The 16,518-nt window shown below is 71.8% G+C and carries 15 protein-coding genes and 1 pseudogene; 6 read left to right on the forward strand and 10 right to left on the reverse strand.

Annotation, left to right across the window (positions count from 1 at the left end; all coding sequences use genetic code 11):
• Positions 1-5: 5 nt before the first annotated feature.
• Positions 6-524 (reverse strand): Lrp/AsnC family transcriptional regulator, encoded by a 519-nt coding sequence (locus ACIRD7_RS20030; RefSeq protein WP_403454824.1) that lies wholly within the window; start codon positions 522-524, stop codon positions 6-8.
• A 168-nt stretch (positions 525-692) separates the two neighbouring features.
• Here ACIRD7_RS20030 and ACIRD7_RS20035 point away from each other — a divergent pair, with 168 nt between their 5' ends.
• Together ACIRD7_RS20035 and ACIRD7_RS20040 are read left to right on the forward strand one after the other, a co-directional pair.
• On the forward strand, positions 693-2,141 hold the full coding sequence (locus ACIRD7_RS20035) for a gamma-aminobutyraldehyde dehydrogenase (protein ID WP_403454825.1): 1,449 nt from the start codon (positions 693-695) through the stop codon (positions 2,139-2,141).
• A 181-nt stretch (positions 2,142-2,322) separates the two neighbouring features.
• Complete coding sequence (locus ACIRD7_RS20040; protein WP_403454826.1) at positions 2,323-3,513, forward strand: spermidine/putrescine ABC transporter substrate-binding protein; 1,191 nt, start codon at positions 2,323-2,325, stop codon at positions 3,511-3,513.
• A 24-nt stretch (positions 3,514-3,537) separates the two neighbouring features.
• Here ACIRD7_RS20040 and ACIRD7_RS20045 read toward each other — a convergent pair whose 3' ends face one another.
• From ACIRD7_RS20045 to ACIRD7_RS20065, 5 genes are all read right to left on the reverse strand, one after another.
• Positions 3,538-3,921: a DUF6069 family protein gene (locus ACIRD7_RS20045; RefSeq protein ID WP_403455106.1), complete on the reverse strand. Its 384-nt coding sequence runs from the start codon at positions 3,919-3,921 to the stop codon at positions 3,538-3,540.
• Between the two features lie 23 nt (positions 3,922-3,944).
• On the reverse strand, positions 3,945-4,556 hold the full coding sequence (locus tag ACIRD7_RS20050; RefSeq protein WP_403454828.1) for a TetR/AcrR family transcriptional regulator: 612 nt from the start codon (positions 4,554-4,556) through the stop codon (positions 3,945-3,947).
• Positions 4,557-4,765: 209 nt separating this feature from the next.
• Positions 4,766-5,485 carry a DUF6766 family protein gene (locus tag ACIRD7_RS20055; protein WP_403454830.1) on the reverse strand — a complete coding sequence of 240 codons (720 nt, stop codon included), beginning with the start codon at positions 5,483-5,485 and terminating at the stop codon, positions 4,766-4,768.
• Positions 5,486-5,568: 83 nt separating this feature from the next.
• Positions 5,569-5,979: a hypothetical protein gene (locus ACIRD7_RS20060; protein ID WP_403454832.1), complete on the reverse strand. Its 411-nt coding sequence runs from the start codon at positions 5,977-5,979 to the stop codon at positions 5,569-5,571.
• A gap of 163 nt (positions 5,980-6,142) precedes the next feature.
• Positions 6,143-7,489, reverse strand: a complete 1,347-nt coding sequence (locus ACIRD7_RS20065; protein ID WP_403454835.1) for a diacylglycerol/lipid kinase family protein — start codon at positions 7,487-7,489, stop codon at positions 6,143-6,145.
• A 128-nt stretch (positions 7,490-7,617) separates the two neighbouring features.
• Here ACIRD7_RS20065 and ACIRD7_RS20070 point away from each other — a divergent pair, with 128 nt between their 5' ends.
• Complete coding sequence (locus tag ACIRD7_RS20070; RefSeq protein WP_403454837.1) at positions 7,618-8,154, forward strand: hypothetical protein; 537 nt, start codon at positions 7,618-7,620, stop codon at positions 8,152-8,154.
• Here the strand turns inward: ACIRD7_RS20070 and ACIRD7_RS20075 are convergent.
• Positions 8,144-9,313 (reverse strand): serine hydrolase domain-containing protein, encoded by a 1,170-nt coding sequence (locus ACIRD7_RS20075; RefSeq protein WP_403454840.1) that lies wholly within the window; start codon positions 9,311-9,313, stop codon positions 8,144-8,146. The two genes, ACIRD7_RS20070 and ACIRD7_RS20075, sit on opposite strands and share 11 nt — an antisense overlap.
• 298 nt (positions 9,314-9,611) lie before the next feature.
• On the opposite strand from ACIRD7_RS20075, the pseudogene ACIRD7_RS20080 reads away from it, so the two are divergent.
• Positions 9,612-11,294: pseudogene (locus tag ACIRD7_RS20080) on the forward strand (sigma-70 family RNA polymerase sigma factor).
• On the opposite strand, the gene ACIRD7_RS20085 reads toward ACIRD7_RS20080, so the two are convergent.
• Positions 11,276-11,974, reverse strand: a complete 699-nt coding sequence (locus ACIRD7_RS20085; protein WP_403454842.1) for a glycerophosphodiester phosphodiesterase — start codon at positions 11,972-11,974, stop codon at positions 11,276-11,278. The pseudogene ACIRD7_RS20080 and the gene ACIRD7_RS20085 overlap by 19 nt on opposite strands.
• A gap of 37 nt (positions 11,975-12,011) precedes the next feature.
• A complete protein-coding gene (locus ACIRD7_RS20090) occupies positions 12,012-13,073 on the reverse strand; it encodes an adenosine deaminase (protein WP_403454844.1) in 1,062 nt (353 codons plus the stop codon).
• Between the two features lie 157 nt (positions 13,074-13,230).
• Between ACIRD7_RS20090 and ACIRD7_RS20095 the strand changes: the two genes are divergently transcribed.
• Positions 13,231-13,989, forward strand: coding sequence for a DUF4190 domain-containing protein (locus ACIRD7_RS20095; RefSeq protein WP_403454846.1), 759 nt, complete (start codon positions 13,231-13,233; stop codon positions 13,987-13,989).
• Between the two features lie 210 nt (positions 13,990-14,199).
• Here ACIRD7_RS20095 and ACIRD7_RS20100 read toward each other — a convergent pair whose 3' ends face one another.
• Positions 14,200-14,784 carry an NADAR family protein gene (locus ACIRD7_RS20100; protein ID WP_403454848.1) on the reverse strand — a complete coding sequence of 195 codons (585 nt, stop codon included), beginning with the start codon at positions 14,782-14,784 and terminating at the stop codon, positions 14,200-14,202.
• A gap of 167 nt (positions 14,785-14,951) precedes the next feature.
• Here ACIRD7_RS20100 and ACIRD7_RS20105 point away from each other — a divergent pair, with 167 nt between their 5' ends.
• Positions 14,952-16,487, forward strand: coding sequence for a gamma-aminobutyraldehyde dehydrogenase (locus ACIRD7_RS20105; RefSeq protein WP_403454851.1), 1,536 nt, complete (start codon positions 14,952-14,954; stop codon positions 16,485-16,487).
• Positions 16,488-16,518 lie beyond the last annotated feature (31 nt).

A 16,518-nucleotide genomic window follows, 5' to 3' on the forward strand; every position in this document is an offset into this window, starting at 1 on the left:
CACGGTTATCGGGTTCCCCACATGTAGGTCTGCTTCTTGAGCTTGAGGTAGACGAAGCTCTCCGTCGAACGCACTCCGGGGACGGCCCGGATGCGCCTGTTGATGACGTCCAGGAGGTGGTCGTCGTCCTCGCAGACGATCTCCACCATCAGGTCGAACGACCCGGCCGTCATCACCACGTACTCGCATTCGGACATGGCGGTCAGCGCGTCGGCCACGGACTCCACGTCGCCCTCGACGTGGACGCCGACCATCGCCTGCCGGCGGAAGCCCACCGTGAGCGGGTCCGTGACGGCGACGATCTGCATCACGCCCTGATCGAGCAGCTTCTGGACGCGCTGGCGCACGGCCGCCTCGGAGAGGCCGACGGCCTTGCCGATGGCGGCGTACGGCCGGCGGCCGTCCTCCTGGAGCTGTTCGATGATGGCGAGGGAGACGGCGTCCAGCTGGGGACCGCCGCCGTTCCTGGACTCGCGGGAGTCCCTGTGCTCTGCGCTTCGACTGGCCACGAGGTCACTGTGCACGACGTCTCGACAGTTCCGCAAGGCCGGGGCGATGAAATTCGTTGTTTGCGAGACGGATACTTGCGGATTTCGCAGAAGTGACACCAGTGGGGGTGTTGAAAACGTGGGCCCGCCGATTAGGGTAGGTGTCTCAGAGAATGGACAGTTCGACCTGACAGGAGGCCGGCAGTGAGCACCGAGCTGGGACGGCTGCGCAAGCTACAGAACTACATCGCCGGTGAGTTCCGGGACGCCGCCGACGGACGGACCACCGAGGTGGTCAACCCCGCGACGGGCGAGGCGTACGCGACCGCGCCGCTGTCCGGGCAGGCGGATGTCGACGCCGCGATGGAGGCCGCCGCGCGCGCCTTCCCCGCCTGGCGTGACACGACCCCCGCCGAGCGCCAGAAGGCCCTGCTGAAGATCGCGGACGCGTTCGAGGAGCGGGCCGAGGAGCTCATCGCGGCGGAGGTGGAGAACACGGGCAAGCCGATCGGGCTGACCCGCTCCGAGGAGATCCCGCCGATGGTGGACCAGATCCGCTTCTTCGCGGGCGCGGCGCGGATGCTGGAGGGCCGCTCGGCCGGCGAGTACATGGAGGGACTGACCTCCATCGTCCGCCGTGAGCCGATCGGCGTCTGCGCGCAGGTCGCGCCCTGGAACTACCCGATGATGATGGCCGTATGGAAGTTCGCGCCGGCCCTCGCGGCGGGCAACACGGTCGTCCTGAAGCCGTCGGACACCACCCCCGCCTCGACCGTCCTCATCGCGGAGATCATCGGCGGGATCCTGCCGAAGGGTGTCTTCAACGTCATCACCGGCGACCGTGACACCGGGCGTCTGATGGTCGAGCACCCGACCCCGGCGATGGCCTCCATCACCGGTTCGGTGCGGGCCGGTATGTCGGTCGCCGAGTCCGCGTCCAAGGACCTCAAGCGCGTCCACCTGGAGCTGGGCGGCAAGGCGCCGGTCGTCGTCTTCCAGGACACCGACATCGCCAAGGCCGTCGAGGACATCTCGGTGGCGGGCTTCTTCAACGCCGGGCAGGACTGTACGGCCGCCACGCGCGTGCTCGTCCACGAGGCCATCCACGACGAGTTCGTGCAGGCGCTCGCGAAGGCCGCAGCCGACACGAAGACGGGCCAGCCGGACGACGAGGACGTGCTGTTCGGCCCGCTCAACAACCCGAACCAGCTCAAGCAGGTCTCCGGGTTCATCGAGCGGCTGCCCGCCCACGCCAAGGTCGAGGCCGGTGGCCACCAGGTCGGCGACAAGGGCTACTTCTACGCGCCGACCGTGGTGTCCGGGCTGAAGCAGGACGACGAGATCATCCAGAAGGAGGTCTTCGGGCCGGTCATCACCGTGCAGTCCTTCGCGGACGAGGCACAGGCCGTCGAGTGGGCCAACGGCGTCGAGTACGCCCTCGCGTCGTCGGTGTGGACCAAGGACCACGGGCGTGCGATGCGGATGTCCAAGGCGTTGGACTTCGGCTGCGTGTGGATCAACACGCACATCCCGCTGGTCGCGGAGATGCCGCACGGCGGGTTCAAGAAGTCCGGTTACGGCAAGGACCTTTCGGCGTACGGGTTCGACGACTACACGCGGATCAAGCACGTCATGACGTCCCTGGACGCGTAGGTCGCAGGTCGCATTACGGCCGCGGGGGCGCGGAGTCTGTTCGCGCCCCCGCGGCGGATCTTCGGGGTCGACACAGCCCCGTGCCTGTTCGGGGCGTGGTCGACAGGGTGTCCGCCGGGTGCCGTTCCGCTTGACGGGGCGTCCATTGCTGGGCTCCGTGTCGTGGCGGCATGCTGCGGCCATGGCCTTCCCCCCGATGAACTCCCCGCTGTCCCGCCGGACTTTGCTGCGCACCCTCGGTGCGGGCGCCCTGCTCGGCGGGCTCGCCGGCTGCGGTGTGCGGCCCGCCTATGTGTCGCCCGGCGACCGGGCCGCCACCGATGTCTCCGCCACCGACAAGCGGCTGACGTGGGCGAACTGGCCGCTGTACATCGACACGGACGACGAGGACGAGACGGCGCGGCCGACGCTGGAGGCCTTCCAGGAGCGCACGGGCATCTCCGTCGACTACGTCGAGGAGATCAACGACAACGACGAGTTCTTCGGCAAGATCAGCCCCTCCCTGATGAACCATCAGCGCACGGGCCGCGATCTCATCGTCATCAGCGACTGGATGTGCGCCCGGTTCGTGCGGCTCGGCTGGGTGCAGGAGATGGACCGGGCGCGGCAGCCGAACGTGACCAAGTACCTGGATCCGCTGCTGAGTTCACCGGCCTTCGACCCCGGCCGGAAGTCCACCGTGCCCTGGCAGTGCGGCATCACCGGCATCGCCTACAACCGCCGCGGGCTCGGCCGCGAGATACGCCATGTCTCAGAACTGTGGGCGAGCGACCTGAAGGGCCGGGTGACGCTGCTCTCCGGGCTGGACGAGGCCTTCGCGCTCCTCATGCAGGGCAACGGCGTCGACATCACCCGGTGGACGGCCGACGACTTCCACACCGTCTGCGACCAGGTCGAGAAGCAGGTGCGCAAGGGGCAGATCCGCCGCTTCACCGGCAACGACTACATCAAGGACCTGTCCAGCGGCGACGTCCTGGCCTGCCAGGCGTACTCAGGCGACGTCATCCAACTCCAGGCCGACGACCCCGACATCCGCTTCGTCGTCCCCGAGGAGGGCGCCGAGCTCTGGTCGGAGTCCCTGATGATCCCCAACCTCGCCGGCCACAAGGCCAACGCCGAGCGGCTGATCGACTACTACTTCGAGCCCGAGGTCGCCGCCGAACTCGCCGCGTGGGTCAACTACGTCTGCCCGGTCCCGGCCGCCCAGGACGTCCTCGCCTCCGCCAAGGACGAGGAGACGGCCGCCCTTGCGGAGGATCCGCTGATCTTCCCGGACGCGGCCATGCGCGGGCGGCTGGCGATCGCGCGGGACATCACCTCTGAGGAGCGGGTGGACTTCTCGAAGCGGTGGAACGCGATTGCGGGGTTGTAGCGGCGTCGTTCCTGGTGTCGGCGGTCACTCCCTGGAGGCACCGGCGTCCGCCCCCGGTGCCCTGCCGCCCAGCCCCGGTATCAGCACCGCCGCCACCGCCAGGTGCATCAGGGCGAGGGAGGCCCGGGTGCCACCGTCCATGCCGTCGCCGGTGAACGGCAGGAAGGACACGGCCAGTACGGCGGCGGCCATGCCGGTCCATATGCTGCGGGCGTGCCGGGGCGCGAAGCGCTCCAGGGTGGCCAGCAGGGCCCAGCCGGAGAGTGAGGCCAGTAGGGCGACCACCGCCACGGGGGCGGCGCCGATGTCGAGGGTCTGGTCGCCGTCGGTGATGCGGATTCGGTGGCCCAGGAGTGGGTCCGTGACCAGCCACACGAGGGCGGGGGTCAGGGCGGCCAGGGCCGTCACGGTCAAGCGCCGCCTCCGCGTGCTCACTTGGCGCTTCCCGAGAGTGCCCCGTGCAGGAACACCTCCACCAACTCCTGCGGGGTCAGGTCGGGCTCGTCGTCCGTGCGCGGCTGGGTGAAGAGCAGCCCGAAGAAGAGGGCCGCGATCTGCTCCGGCGGGCGGCGCAGTCCGGCCTCCTCGGGCTCCAGCAGTGCCGCGAGGGCCGCGCGGATACGGGTCGTCGACTCGTCGCGGCCCGCGCCGCGCACCGTGCCGGGGTGCTTGCCGCCGCGATGTCCCAGCGAGCCGGCGATCGCGCCCATCCTGGCCATGTGCGCCTGCAGCGCCTCGGCCGCCTCCGCGAGCCGGTCGGGCAGCGGCTGGGACAGGTCGATCGCGTCGAGCTCGCGGACCGCGTGCTCGGGGGAGAGCGCCTCGGCCACGCAGGCCTGCAGCAGCTCCTCCTTGTCGGCGAAGACCCGGAAGATCGTGCCCTCGCCGATGCCCGCGGCGCGGGCGATCTTCGCGGTGGTCACCGCGGCGCCGTATTCGGTGATCAGCGGGATCGCGGTCTGGATGATCATTTCGCGGCGCTGCTCGGGCGACATGCCGGGGGCGCGGCGGCGGGTGGTCGGGTTCTCCTTGGGCGCTGTCATGGTTGCGAGAGTACGGAGTGAGTACTCACTCCGTCAATGAGTGAGTACTCACTCCGGTCGCATTTCCGGGGGCTCGGGAACCGAGGGACCGAGGGACCGAGGGACCGAGGGGCCGAGGGGCCGAGGGGCCGAGGGCCGGGGGGCGGGCCGGGAACCGGGGTCCGGGGCGACCGGGGTCCGGGGGCGAACCGGACGTCCTCTCCCGCCGATCAGCCCTCCACGCCGGTGGCGCCGTGCGCCGCCCCCACCGGCTTCGACTCCGGGGAGCCGCGCTGCCGTAGGTAGATCGACAGCACGGCCATGGAGGCGACGGCGAGCAGTTCGGACTGCCAGTTCTGCAGCGTGCGGTTCCAGAAGTCCGCCGCGCCGAGGTAGCCGGACCAGCTCAACGGGGACTGCAGCTGCCGTAGCCGCTGTTCGTTGTAGGCGGCCACGCCGGTCACGGACTGGACCAGCCAGGACAGCAGGAAGACCGTCCCCATGACCAGCAGCAGCGAGTGCGAGTACACCGCCTGACGCCAGCCGCCCGCCCTGGCCCATTTCGGCGAGCTCTCCTTGGCGTAGGCGCCGACCAGCTGGTCCTCGTCGGACTCGGTTCCGGCCTTGTGCAGCTCCTTGGACTCGGGGGAGCCCCGTTGCAGCAACCAGACCGTCGCGCCGACGTACAGGAAGAACTGCAGGTACTCCGACTGCCAGTTCTCCGACACGTCGACGGCGAAGTCGGACGACGTGACGTACTCGGCGAGCGAGACCTGTTGGAGCTGATCGGCCGCCAACTCGTTGTTGAAGTCGGCGTGTCCGGCGATCGCCTGCCCCGCCAGGGACAGCAGGAACCCGACGGTGAAGAAGAGGCCGAGCCCGTTGTCCCGCACGAAGCCCCGCAGTCCGCGGCTCTCGGGCGGTGCGGTCCGGGAGGAGTGCTCGGTCATCGGTGCATCAGCCCCAGAACCGCCAGGTAGACGAGGCCGACCGTGATGATCGCCACGATCACGCCGAACATGATCCGCACACCTCACCCGCCCTTGATCCGGCACTGGTAGGGCTCCCCGGGGCGCTCCCGGCAGCCGGCCGCCATGACCCTCCAGCCGCCCGTGAAACGGGAGAGGAACAGGACGTCCGCCGCGAGCACCACCCGTGCCTGGTTCCCGTACACGTCCGTCCGCCGCACGGCACCACCGGACGGCGGCGACTCCTCGCTCAGCGCCTTCGCGCACGGACCGTCGGCCGTCTGCTCCAGCTCCTCCACGGTGCCCGGCGCGAGAACCGCACACATATCGGCGTACGCCTTCTTGCCGAGGGCCGTCTCGAAGGCGGCCGCGGTGTCCCGTACGTCGTCCCGGCGTTCCGAGACCGTGCCGCACCCGCCGATGACGCCGACGAGCAGCAGGACGCACGCCGCCACCCAGGGCGCTCGCCCGGCCATCGGCCCACCTCCCACCGCAGTCCACCGCAGTCCACCGCAGTACAGCGCAAGGGGCTCCGGGCAGGCGGCTACCGCGCCCGGTGCTTCCCTCGCTCGGCCGATCCACGTGACAGATGAAGAAGCGGAAGGGGTGAGTCTGGTTCCTTGGTCGCCGCCGCCCGCCTCACAGCCGCCGCCGATGCACCGCCGTACGCCCCACCGTCGCCGCCAGCTTCCGCAGGCGGCGCCAGTCCAGGCGGGGTGCGGGCGGGGGGACGCCGGGGCGTTTGCGGGGGACGCGGACGCGGAGGGCGCCGGGGGTGATGCGGCAGTGGACCGGGGCGGGCAGGACGAGCGCCTCGCCGTCGAGGCCGGCCTCGATCTCCGGCCGGTCGGCCTCGATGACCACCTCGGGGGCCGTGAGGATGGTGAGGCCCTCCGGGTCGGGGTCGAGGAGCAGCGCGGCGACCTCGGCCGCGCTGTCCACCCTGATGCCGAGGACGCCCAGGACGGCGGCGTCGAGGCGGTCGCGGCGGCCGAAGCCGAAGGGGTCGCCCGTGCGGTAAGGGTTGTTGCTGACCAGCACGGCGTGCGGAGCGTGGAGCGTCCTGCCCGCCGCACGGGCCGTCAGCGTCGCGCCCTGCTGGCGGGTGAGCAGGTCGGGCAGCAGCTCCAGGCTGGTGCCGATCTTGTCGTTGCGGTAGCCGGGGCTCTGCACGATCGCCGCGTACGCCCCGAAGGACGCGTTGTTGACGAAGGGCCGGCCGCCCGCGAACCCCAGGTCGACGCGCAGCTCCACGCCGTCGACGAGAGCGTCCAGGCAGGACGCCGGGTCGTCGCGGTCGAGCCCGAGGTCCATGGCGAAGTGGTTGCGGGTGCCGGCGCTGATCACCAGGAACGGGATGTCGTAGGCGGCGGCGACGGCCGCGACCCGGGCCTGGGTGCCGTCGCCGCCCGCGACACCCAGCAGGTCCGCGCCGTCGGCCACGGCCTCGCGGGCGAGGGCGGTGACGTCCTGGTGCTGGTCCTCGTCGAGCAGGACGACCCGGGCGCCGAGCCGCTCGGCCTTCTCCTGGAGCGAGAAGCGGTCCACCTTCCCGCCGCCCGAGCGGGGATTCATGATCAGATACGGCCGTTTCGGCGGCGACGCCCTGCGCTCCCGCATCACCCGCACCCGCGAGCCGCCGGTGCCCCGCAGCGCGTACCGACCGCTCCACACGGCCACCGTCCACAGTGCGACGGACACCAGCAGCGCCCAGAACAGCGTGGCCGCGAACAGGGCGACGACCGCGGCCGGCACCGCCAGTGCCAGCACGGCCGCCGCCCAGCGCAGCGGCCCGCGCAGCGTCAGCGTCCACCACACCGCGATCGCGCTCAGCCCCAGACCCACCGCGCCGGCCACCAGCAGCACGACGCCGCCGACACCGCCGTAGGCGAGCGGCACCAGCACCGCGAGGCCCGCGGCGGCCAACGCCGCCCGAGCCGCCCACCGTTGCCCCCGGTAGGCCCGCTCGCTCAAGTCCAGGCCCATGCATCCTCCCTCGTCGGCGGACATCGTAGGCCCGGTCCGACCAGGGCCGCACGATGGCCTTCGGGGCGGGGTCCGGAAGGAGGGAATCCCATTTTGAACGTGTTCAACCCCAGGCGTACGCTACCCCCATGAGCGACAGAGCCGCCCTGCTCAAGGGCATCCGCGTCTGGCTGGCCTTCTTCGTCGTCTGTCTGGTGCTCAGCGGCGCCACGGCGTTCCCCCTCGTCCACGAACTGCGCTGGACCGAGGACCTGTTGCGCGGCCTGTCCGCGCCGGAGCACCTCCCCGGCCTCATGGACTGGATCGAGCGGGTCCGGCAGGGACTCGACACCGCCGACGCCGAGTATCCCTTCCTGCTCTACGGCACGGACTGGCTGGCCTTCGCCCATCTCGTCATCGCCGTCGCCTTCATCGGCCCCTACCGCGATCCCGTCCGCAACATCTGGGTCGTGGAGTTCGGGATGATCGCCTGCGCCGGCATCATCCCGCTCGCGCTCGTCTGCGGGCCGATCCGCGGCATCCCGCTGTGGTGGTCGGTGATCGACATGTCGTTCGGCGTCTTCGGGGTGATCCCGCTGTACGTCGTACGCAAGAGGATCAAGCGGCTGGAGGCGCTGACCGAGCCGTCGGCGCTTCCAGCCGCCGCGGCCGCCGTCAGCGGTTGAACGCGGGGAAGGCGAAGCGCTGGGCGATGGCCAGGCCGTCGCCCTTCGCGTCGGTGGAGTTGACGGAGTAGACGACGGTCCGGGACAGGTCGCGGGTGGCCGCCACGACGGTGTGATAGCCGGGGCGGGCACCCGTCTTGCCCCAGATCTCCTTGCCGTTCAGCTCGTAGCGCTCCAGCGCCGCCGCCATCGTGGCCCCGTCGACGTCCGGCACCGTGAACATCTCCTTCAGCTGCGGCTCGGGCACCACCTGGCCGCGGAACAGGGCGAACAGCAGCCGCTCCAGGTCCGCCGTCGTCGAGATCATGTCGCCGGCCGCGAACCGGTCGGACATGTTCCACTCGGTGACGTCGACCAGCTTGCCGTCGATCCAGTCGTACCCGCGGTTGTGCGGTCCGTGGACGCGGGGGTCGGGGCCGGCGGGGAAGGAGGTGTGGCGCATGCCGAGCGGACGGAAGATCCGTACGGCCGCCTGGTGGGCGTACGAGTCGCCGGTGACCTTCTCGATCAGCAGGCCCAGCACGGTGTAGTGGATGTTGCCGTACCGCTGGTGCTCGCCGGGCTCGTGGTCGGGGTCCGGGTCCGGGCCCTTGGCGACCGACGCGGCCACCACCTCCTCGGGGGTCAGCGTCTCGAAGCGGTGCTCGTAGCCGTCGTCCACGTCCTCACCGAGAGACGCCCCCGGCTGAAGGCCGCTGGTGAAGTTCAGCAACTGCCGTACGGTGATGGGCTCGAAGTCGTCGGTGAGCAGACCCGGCAGGTACTGCTGCACCGTCCCGTCGAGCGAGATCCGCCCCTCGGCGGCGAGTTGCAGCACGATCGCCGCCGTCACGATCTTCGTCGACGAACCGGCGCGGAAGCGGGCGTTCTCCAGCGCCGGGGCCCCGGTTCTCATGTCGCGCACCCCGGCCACCCCGTGCCAGCTCCCCTTGCCGCCCACGCGGATCAGCGCGGCCGTCGCGTCCTTGTCGGGGAGCCCGGCGATCGCGGCGCACAGGGCCTTGACGTCGGGGCCGTGCGGGGAGGCCGCCTCGATCGCCCGCGCGGAGCAGGAGGGCGGCGACGCCGGGCGCGCGGAGGCGGTGCCGGCCAGCGGCAACGCGGTCAGGGTCAGGGCGAGCGCGGAGGTGAGCAGGGCGGGAAGCGGACGTACGGGCATCTGCGGCTCCTGGGTGGTTGGGATGTCCGTGATCATCGTCGGGGCGGTGTGCCCTCGGCCGGATCGTCGGTGAGGAGGGCTCGCGCCCCTGGCGGAGCCCGGAGCAAATGCCGTACGGAACAAGGGTGTTGTAAGGGATCGCCCTTACGGGCAGGCGGCCGGCGGCGAAAAAGTGTTATCGGCGCCCCCTTCACCGCGTCTCCACCCCGTAAGCGGAATGTGACCTCCGACATGGCCGGCGGTGCTGGTCGGGCTGGAAAGTGCGTGCGGGCAGCGAACGACCCGGGAGAGGACGTACGTGGACGAGGCAGCCGGCCGGCGGTGGCACTCCACCATCGCGGCGGCGCAGGCCGGGGACCGGCGGGCGCTGGACGAGCTGGTCGAGGGCTGGCTACCGCTGGTCTACAACGTGGTCGGGCGCGCGCTGAACGGCCATGCCGACGTCGACGACGTCGTCCAGGAGACCATGCTGCGCGCCGTCGACCACCTCGGTTCGCTGCGCGACCCGGACAGCTTCCGCTCCTGGCTCGTCGCCATCGCCATGCGGCAGATCCGGGACCGGGCGCGGCGCAGGCAGACCGACCGGCTGGACGAGTCGGCCGCCCGGGAGGCCACCGACTTCGCCGAACTCACCGTGCTGCGGCTGCGGTTGCAGGGCCAGCGGCGCGAGGTCGCCGAGGCGGTGCGGTGGCTGGACGACGAGGACCGGCAGTTGCTCTCTCGCTGTGGTGGCTGGAGGTCGCGGGCGAGCTGACCCGACGCGAACTCGCCGCCGCTGCCGGGATCAGCCGGCAGCACGCGGCGGTACGCGTCCAGCGGGTGAAGGAACGGCTTAAGACGGCGCGCGGCATCGTCCGGGCCCTCGACGGCGCCTGCCCCGACCTGCGCGAACTGACCGCCCGCTGGGGCGGCCGCCCCGACTCGGTCTGGCGCAAGCGGCTCGCGAGGCACATCAGGGGCTGCGGCTACTGCGGCGACACCCACGAGGCCGTCGTTCCGGCAGAACGCCTCCTCGTCGGCATCGCGCTGGTGCCCGTCCCGGTCGGCTTCACGCTCTCGCCGGCCCTCGGCGGCAAGACCGCCGCCGCGGCGACGGCCACCTCCGCCGGCTGGTCCGCCAAGGTGCTGGCCGCCCTCACGCAGCCCGCCGTGGCGGTGACGGCAGGCGCGACGCTCGTCGCGGGCGGCGCCTACGTCGTCACCCAGCCCCCGGACGCCCCGCCCCCGCGCGCGGCCGCCCCGGCGCCGTCCGGCACGGCCGGCCCGGCGCCGTCACCCACACCGCCCCCGCCGTCCGCGTCACCGTCGGCGCCACCCTCCCCCTCGCCCTCGGCGACCCGCCCGAAGGCCGACCTGTACGGCACGGTCGTCGACGCCGTCGACCGGGCCCCCGACCCGAACGCGGAGCCGGCCGCCCTGCCGCGCCGCCCCGAGTCCGGCGTGACCAGCACCGGCGGCGCGCACGCGGTGATGAACCACCGCGGCGACAGCGTCACCCTCACCGGCGAGGGCTATGTCCTCGTCCGCTGGCAGATCTCGCCGCAGTACCGCGCGGGCGGCCTCGTCATGCCGGCCTGGACCGGGCTGCGGGGCAGGCTCTTCCACGTCGCCTCCGGCGGCGGCCGCCGTATGGACGACCGGGTCAGCGCCACCGACACCTCCGCCACCGGCATGGGCAGCGCGACCACCGGCTACGCCGTCCCGCCGTCCGGCACCCAGCAGATGTGGCAGAACGAGTGGTTCTACCTCACCGGCAGCGTCACCCTCACCGTGAACGAACGCGGCGCCGACTACGGCCTCAGCGTCTTCCCGTCGAGCTGGGACGCCGCGAACGAGGACATCCGGCTCGGCCCGCCCGACGGCACCGGCCCGCTACGGCCTGGTCCGCGACACCGGCCGGGACGACACACCCGTGCCGCAGTACCTCACGCGCTCGACCCCGGCGGACCCGGCGACCGTGCCTCAGGAGTCCCGCGTGTAACGCGTACGGGCCTTGAGCAGCACGTCCACCCGGTTCGTCGTGATCGAGTCGACGCCGGTGTCGAGCAGACGCCGCATGGAGCGCCGGGTGTCCGGCGTCCACACGGACAGCAGATGGCCGCCGCGGTGGACGCGCTCGGCGAGGGCGCGGTCGACCAGCGGGAAGCGGTAGTTGAGCCAGCGCGGGCGTACGGCGTCCAGCAGTACGGGGCGCGGCGGCGCCAGCGTCGTCCAGGTCAGGGCGATCTCGGCGGCCGGGTCGGCGGCGCGCACGGCGAGCATGGCGTCGGCGCCCGCGCAGTAGTACACGCGGTCCTCGGCCCCGCACGCGCGCGCGACGTCAACGATCCGGCGCACCGCGCGCACATCGGGCGTGCCCGGCAGGTCGAGCATGACCCGGCTCCCGTCGCAGGCCGCGAGCGCCTCCTCCAGCGTCGGCACCCCGCCCGCCGTCAGCCCCCGCACCTCGGCCGCCGACAGCGCGAGCAGCGGCCGCTCCTGCTCCCACAGCCGCTTCAGCGTCGCGTCGTGCAGCAGCACCGGTACGCCGTCCTTGGTGAGCCGTACGTCGATCTCCACCGCGTCCGCGCCCAGCCGGAGCGCGGAGCGCAGGGAGTCGAGGGTGTTCTCACGGACGCGGTAGGGGTCGCCGCGATGGGCCACGGCGGTCACGTTCTGCATGGGGATATTCTGCGGGCCCGCCCGCGCGACGGGGCGCTCAGGGGGCGAGCCAGCCGGCCGTGTACGTGTCGATCTCCTCCGCGATCCTGGCCTTGCCGGGCTCGTCGAGGAAGGACGCGGTGACGGCGTTCTTGGCCAGGTCGGCCAGTCCACGCTCGTCGAGGTCGAGGAGACGGGCCGCGACCGCGTACTCGTTGTTGAGGTCGGTGCCGAACATGGGCGGGTCGTCGGAGTTGATCGTGACGATGACGCCCGCCTTCGCGAACTCCTTGACCGGGTGCTCGTCGATCGTGCGGACCGCGCGGGTGGCGATGTTGGAGGTCGGGCACACCTCCAGCGGGATCCGGTGCTCGGCGAGGTGCGCGAGCAGCTTCGGGTCCCGCGCCGAGCTCGTGCCGTGCCCGATGCGCTCGGCGCGCAGCTCGGTCAGGGCGTCCCACACCGTCTCCGGACCCGTCGTCTCACCGGCGTGCGGCACGGAGTGCAGCCCGGCTGCGATGGCCCGGTCGAAGTACGGCTTGAACTGCGGCCTCGGTACGCCGATCTCGGGCCCGCCGAGCCCGAAGGAGACCAGTCCCTCCGGGCGCACCCGGTCGTCGGTGGCGAGCCGCGCGGTCTCCTCGGCGGACTCCAGACCGGCCTCGCCGGGGATGTCGAAGCACCAGCGCAGCACGGTCCCGAACTCGGCCTCGGCCGCCTTGCGGGCGTCCTCGATCGCGTCCATGAAGGCGCGCTCGTCGATGCCGCGCCGGGTGGAGGAGAACGGGGTGATGGTCAGCTCGGCGTAGCGCACCTGCTGCCGGGCCAGGTCCCGGGCCACCTCGTACGTCAGCAGCCGTACATCCTCCGGCGTGCGGATCAGGTCCACGACGGACAGGTACACCTCGATGAAGTGGGCGAAGTCCGTGAACGTGAAGTAGTCGGCCAGGGCCTCCGGGTCGGTGGGGACCTTGGAGTCGGGGTGGCGGGCGGCGAGTTCCGCGACGATGCGGGGGGAGGCGGAGCCGACGTGGTGGACGTGCAGTTCGGCCTTGGGCAGTCCGGCGATGAAGGCGTGCAGATCGCGCGGGGCGCGGGCGTCGACGAGACGGTCGGTCAAGGTTCCTCCCCGGAACGGCGTCCCGGGCCGGGCCGGTGGGCCGACGGGACGCGGATGATCGGCTGATCGGTGACTCGGGGATCATCGTAGGCCGGTCCGGTGCGCGGGCGGGCGGGGCCTTAGCATGACGGCACGGACGACAGAGGGGGTTCCGCGCATGTCGGACGACGCACAGACGCCGGAGGCAGCGGGGGAGGCGGCGGGGGAGGCGGCCGGGGGGTTCGCCGCGCCGGGGGGTGAGGCGCCGGCCTCGCAGCAGGGGAAGACGTCCCTGGACAAGCCGGCCGACATTGCCCGGGCCCGTCGCCCCGAGCCGGAGGGCCCCGGCTTCACCCTCGCCTCGAACGAGCCGCCGTCCTGGGCGGCGCCGTCCGTGCATGACCAGCAGACGGTCACGTCGATGCCGGGGCCTGTGCCGCCGGCTAACGGTGCCGCCGTCGACCCCTTCGCGCCGCCGGGCGCGACGCCGGCCGACCCCTTCGCGCCGCCCAGTCCTTTCGCGCCGCCGACGGCATCCGTCCCCTACGCCGCTCACGGCGAGCCCGTTCCGCCGCCGCCCATCGGGCCCGACGGGCCGGGGCAGGTGCCGTACGGGTATCCCGGCGGGCACGGGTATCCGCAGGCGGGACCCGCTGTGCCGGGGTACTACGGCTGGCCCGGTATGCAGCCGCTGCCGAGCAACGGCATGGGTACGGCCGGGCTGGTGCTCGGGATCATCTCGGCGGTGATCTTCTGTCTGTGGCCGGTGGCGATCGTGGTGGGTGTGCTGGCCCTGATCTTCGGCGCGATCGGTCGCGCCAAGGCGCGGCGGGGTGAGGCGACGAATCCCGGGCAGGCGCTGGCGGGGATCATCTGTGGGGCGGCGGGTGTGGTGCTGGGGTTGGGGATGCTGGCGTTGGTGATCGCGACGGCGTAGCGACGACGGGATGTTTCTCGCCCCCGCCGCCCCTACCCTTCCCATCCTTCTGGGGCTCCGCCCCAGACCCCGCTCCTCAAACGCCGGAGGGGCTGAGTTTTTCAGCCCGTCCGGCGTTTGAGGACGAGGCCCTTTAGGGGCCGACAGCGGGGGTCTGGGGGCGGCAGCCCCCAGGGACGGGACGGGTAGGGGCGGCGGGGGCGACCCCCCCTACCCCCGCAACCGCTCCCGCGCCCCCATCAACGCGAACCCCAGCAAATTCGCCCCCCGCCACCGCTCCGGATCCCCGGCCCCGTCATCCCCCGCCGCCAGCCCGATCCCCCACACCCGGTCGACCGGACTCGCCTCCACCAGCACCCGCTCCCCGGTCCCCAGCAGAAACGCCCGCAGATCCGGGTGCGCCGCGAACTTGTGGACCGAGCCCTCGACCACGATCCGGAACCGCTCCCGCTCCCACACCGCGTCGTCGAACCCCCGCACCATCCGCCCGGCCTTCTTCGCCAGCGAGGGATGCCCCGCGGCCAGCACCCGCCGCTCCGCCTCCGCGTCCCCGAACAGCCGGGCCTTCTCGGCCATCATCCAGTGCTCGGCGGTCGCGTACCGCGCCCCGTCCACCGTGAACGGCGACTCCCACCACTGGCTCAGGCAGCTCGCGCTCACCTGCCCGTCCGGCCGGGGCCGGTGCCCCCAGAAGTGCAGATATCTGACTCTCGCCCCCGCGCGGACCTCCTGAATCAGAGCGTCCCAAGAATCGATTCTCGTCATGTGGCCGAGTCTCGCAGGCACCACCGACATTCCGTCCCTGGTTTTCCAGGCCAACTCGACACCTGGTCGACAGATTCCGTCGCGTAACCAAAAGGCAACAACGGAATCACTTGTTGGAGTCCTGCTGCTCTGTCAGGATCGGCACTCAAATCGAGCCGGAGCCACGCCGGCCCCTGATGGGGCACGGAGGGAGCGACATGCACAACCCGGGCATTGCCACCCCGGAACGATTCCCGGCCCAGGACCGCTTCGCGGAGGGCGCGCAGTACATCGCGGGCCGCCCGGCGAAGGGGACCTCGGGGCGTACGCACGCCGTCGTCGACCCTGCCACGGGCGAGGAGGTGTACACGTACGACCTGGCCGGCACCGACGACGTAGATGCCGCCGTCGCGGCGGCGCGTGACGCCTTCCCCGCCTGGGCCGCCGCCACGCCGGGCGAGCGCTCCGACGCGCTGCACCGCTTCGCCGCCGTGCTCGCCGAGCGCGCCGAGGACTTCGCCCGCGCGGAGTCCCTGCAGTGCGGCAAGCCGCTGAAGCTGACCCGGGAGTTCGACGTCCCGGGGACGATCGACAACACGGCGTTCTTCGCCGGGGCCGCCCGGCACCTGCAGGGGCAGTCCGCCGGCGAGTACTCCGGCGACCACACCTCGTACGTCCGCCGTGAGCCGATCGGCGTGGTCGGGTCCATCGCGCCCTGGAACTACCCGCTCCAGATGGCCGCCTGGAAGATCCTTCCGGCCATCGCCGCGGGCAACACCATCGTGCTGAAGCCCGCCGAGCTCACCCCGCTCACCTCGCTGCTGTTCGCCCAGGCCGCCACCGACGCCGGCATCCCGGACGGTGTCGTCAACATCGTCAGCGGAACCGGGAAGGAGGCCGGTGAGCACCTGGTCGGCCACCCCGACGTCGTCATGACCTCCTTCACCGGCTCCACCGCCGTCGGCAGGCGCGTGGCCGAGATCGCCACCGGCACCGTCAAGCGGATCCACCTGGAGCTCGGCGGCAAGGCGCCCTTCGTCGTCTTCGACGACGCCGACCTCGAGGCCGCCGCCCACGGCGCGGTCGCGGGCTCGCTGATCAACACCGGGCAGGACTGCACGGCCGCCACGCGCGCGTATGTGCAGCGGCCGCTCTACGACGCCTTCGTGGAGCGCACCGCCGCCCTCATGGAGAGCGTCCGGCTCGGCGACCCGTTCGCGCCGGGCACCGACCTCGGGCCGCTGATCTCCCATGTCCAGCGCGACCGGGTCGCCGGGTTCGTCGACCGTGCGCGTGGCTACGCGCGCGTGGTCACCGGCGGCGAGGCTCCGCAGGGCGAGCTCAAGAACGGCGCGTACTACCGGCCCACCCTCATCGCGGACGCCGCGCAGGACAGCGAGGTCGTCCAGTCGGAGATCTTCGGCCCGGTGCTGGTCGTGCTGCCGTTCGACAGCGACGAGGAGGGGATCCGGCTGGCCAACGACACCCCGTACGGCCTCGCCGCCTCCGCCTGGAGCCGGGACGTCTACCGGGCGAACCGCGCGACCCGCGAGATCAAGGCGGGCTGCGTGTGGGTCAACGACCACATCCCGATCATCAGCGAGATGCCGCACGGCGGCTACAAGGCGTCCGGCTTCGGCAAGGACATGTCCGCGTACTCCTTCGAGGAGTACACCCAGATCAAGCACGTCATGTTCGACAACACCGCGGTCGCCGCCAAGGACTGGCACCGCACCGTCTTCGGGGACCGATAGCCAGATCAGCGGGCACGGCCGGCGTCCGACC

Origin of the sequence: Streptomyces sp. NPDC093568, from assembly GCF_044764945.1 — a bacterium.
Lineage (GTDB): Bacteria > Actinomycetota > Actinomycetes > Streptomycetales > Streptomycetaceae > Streptomyces.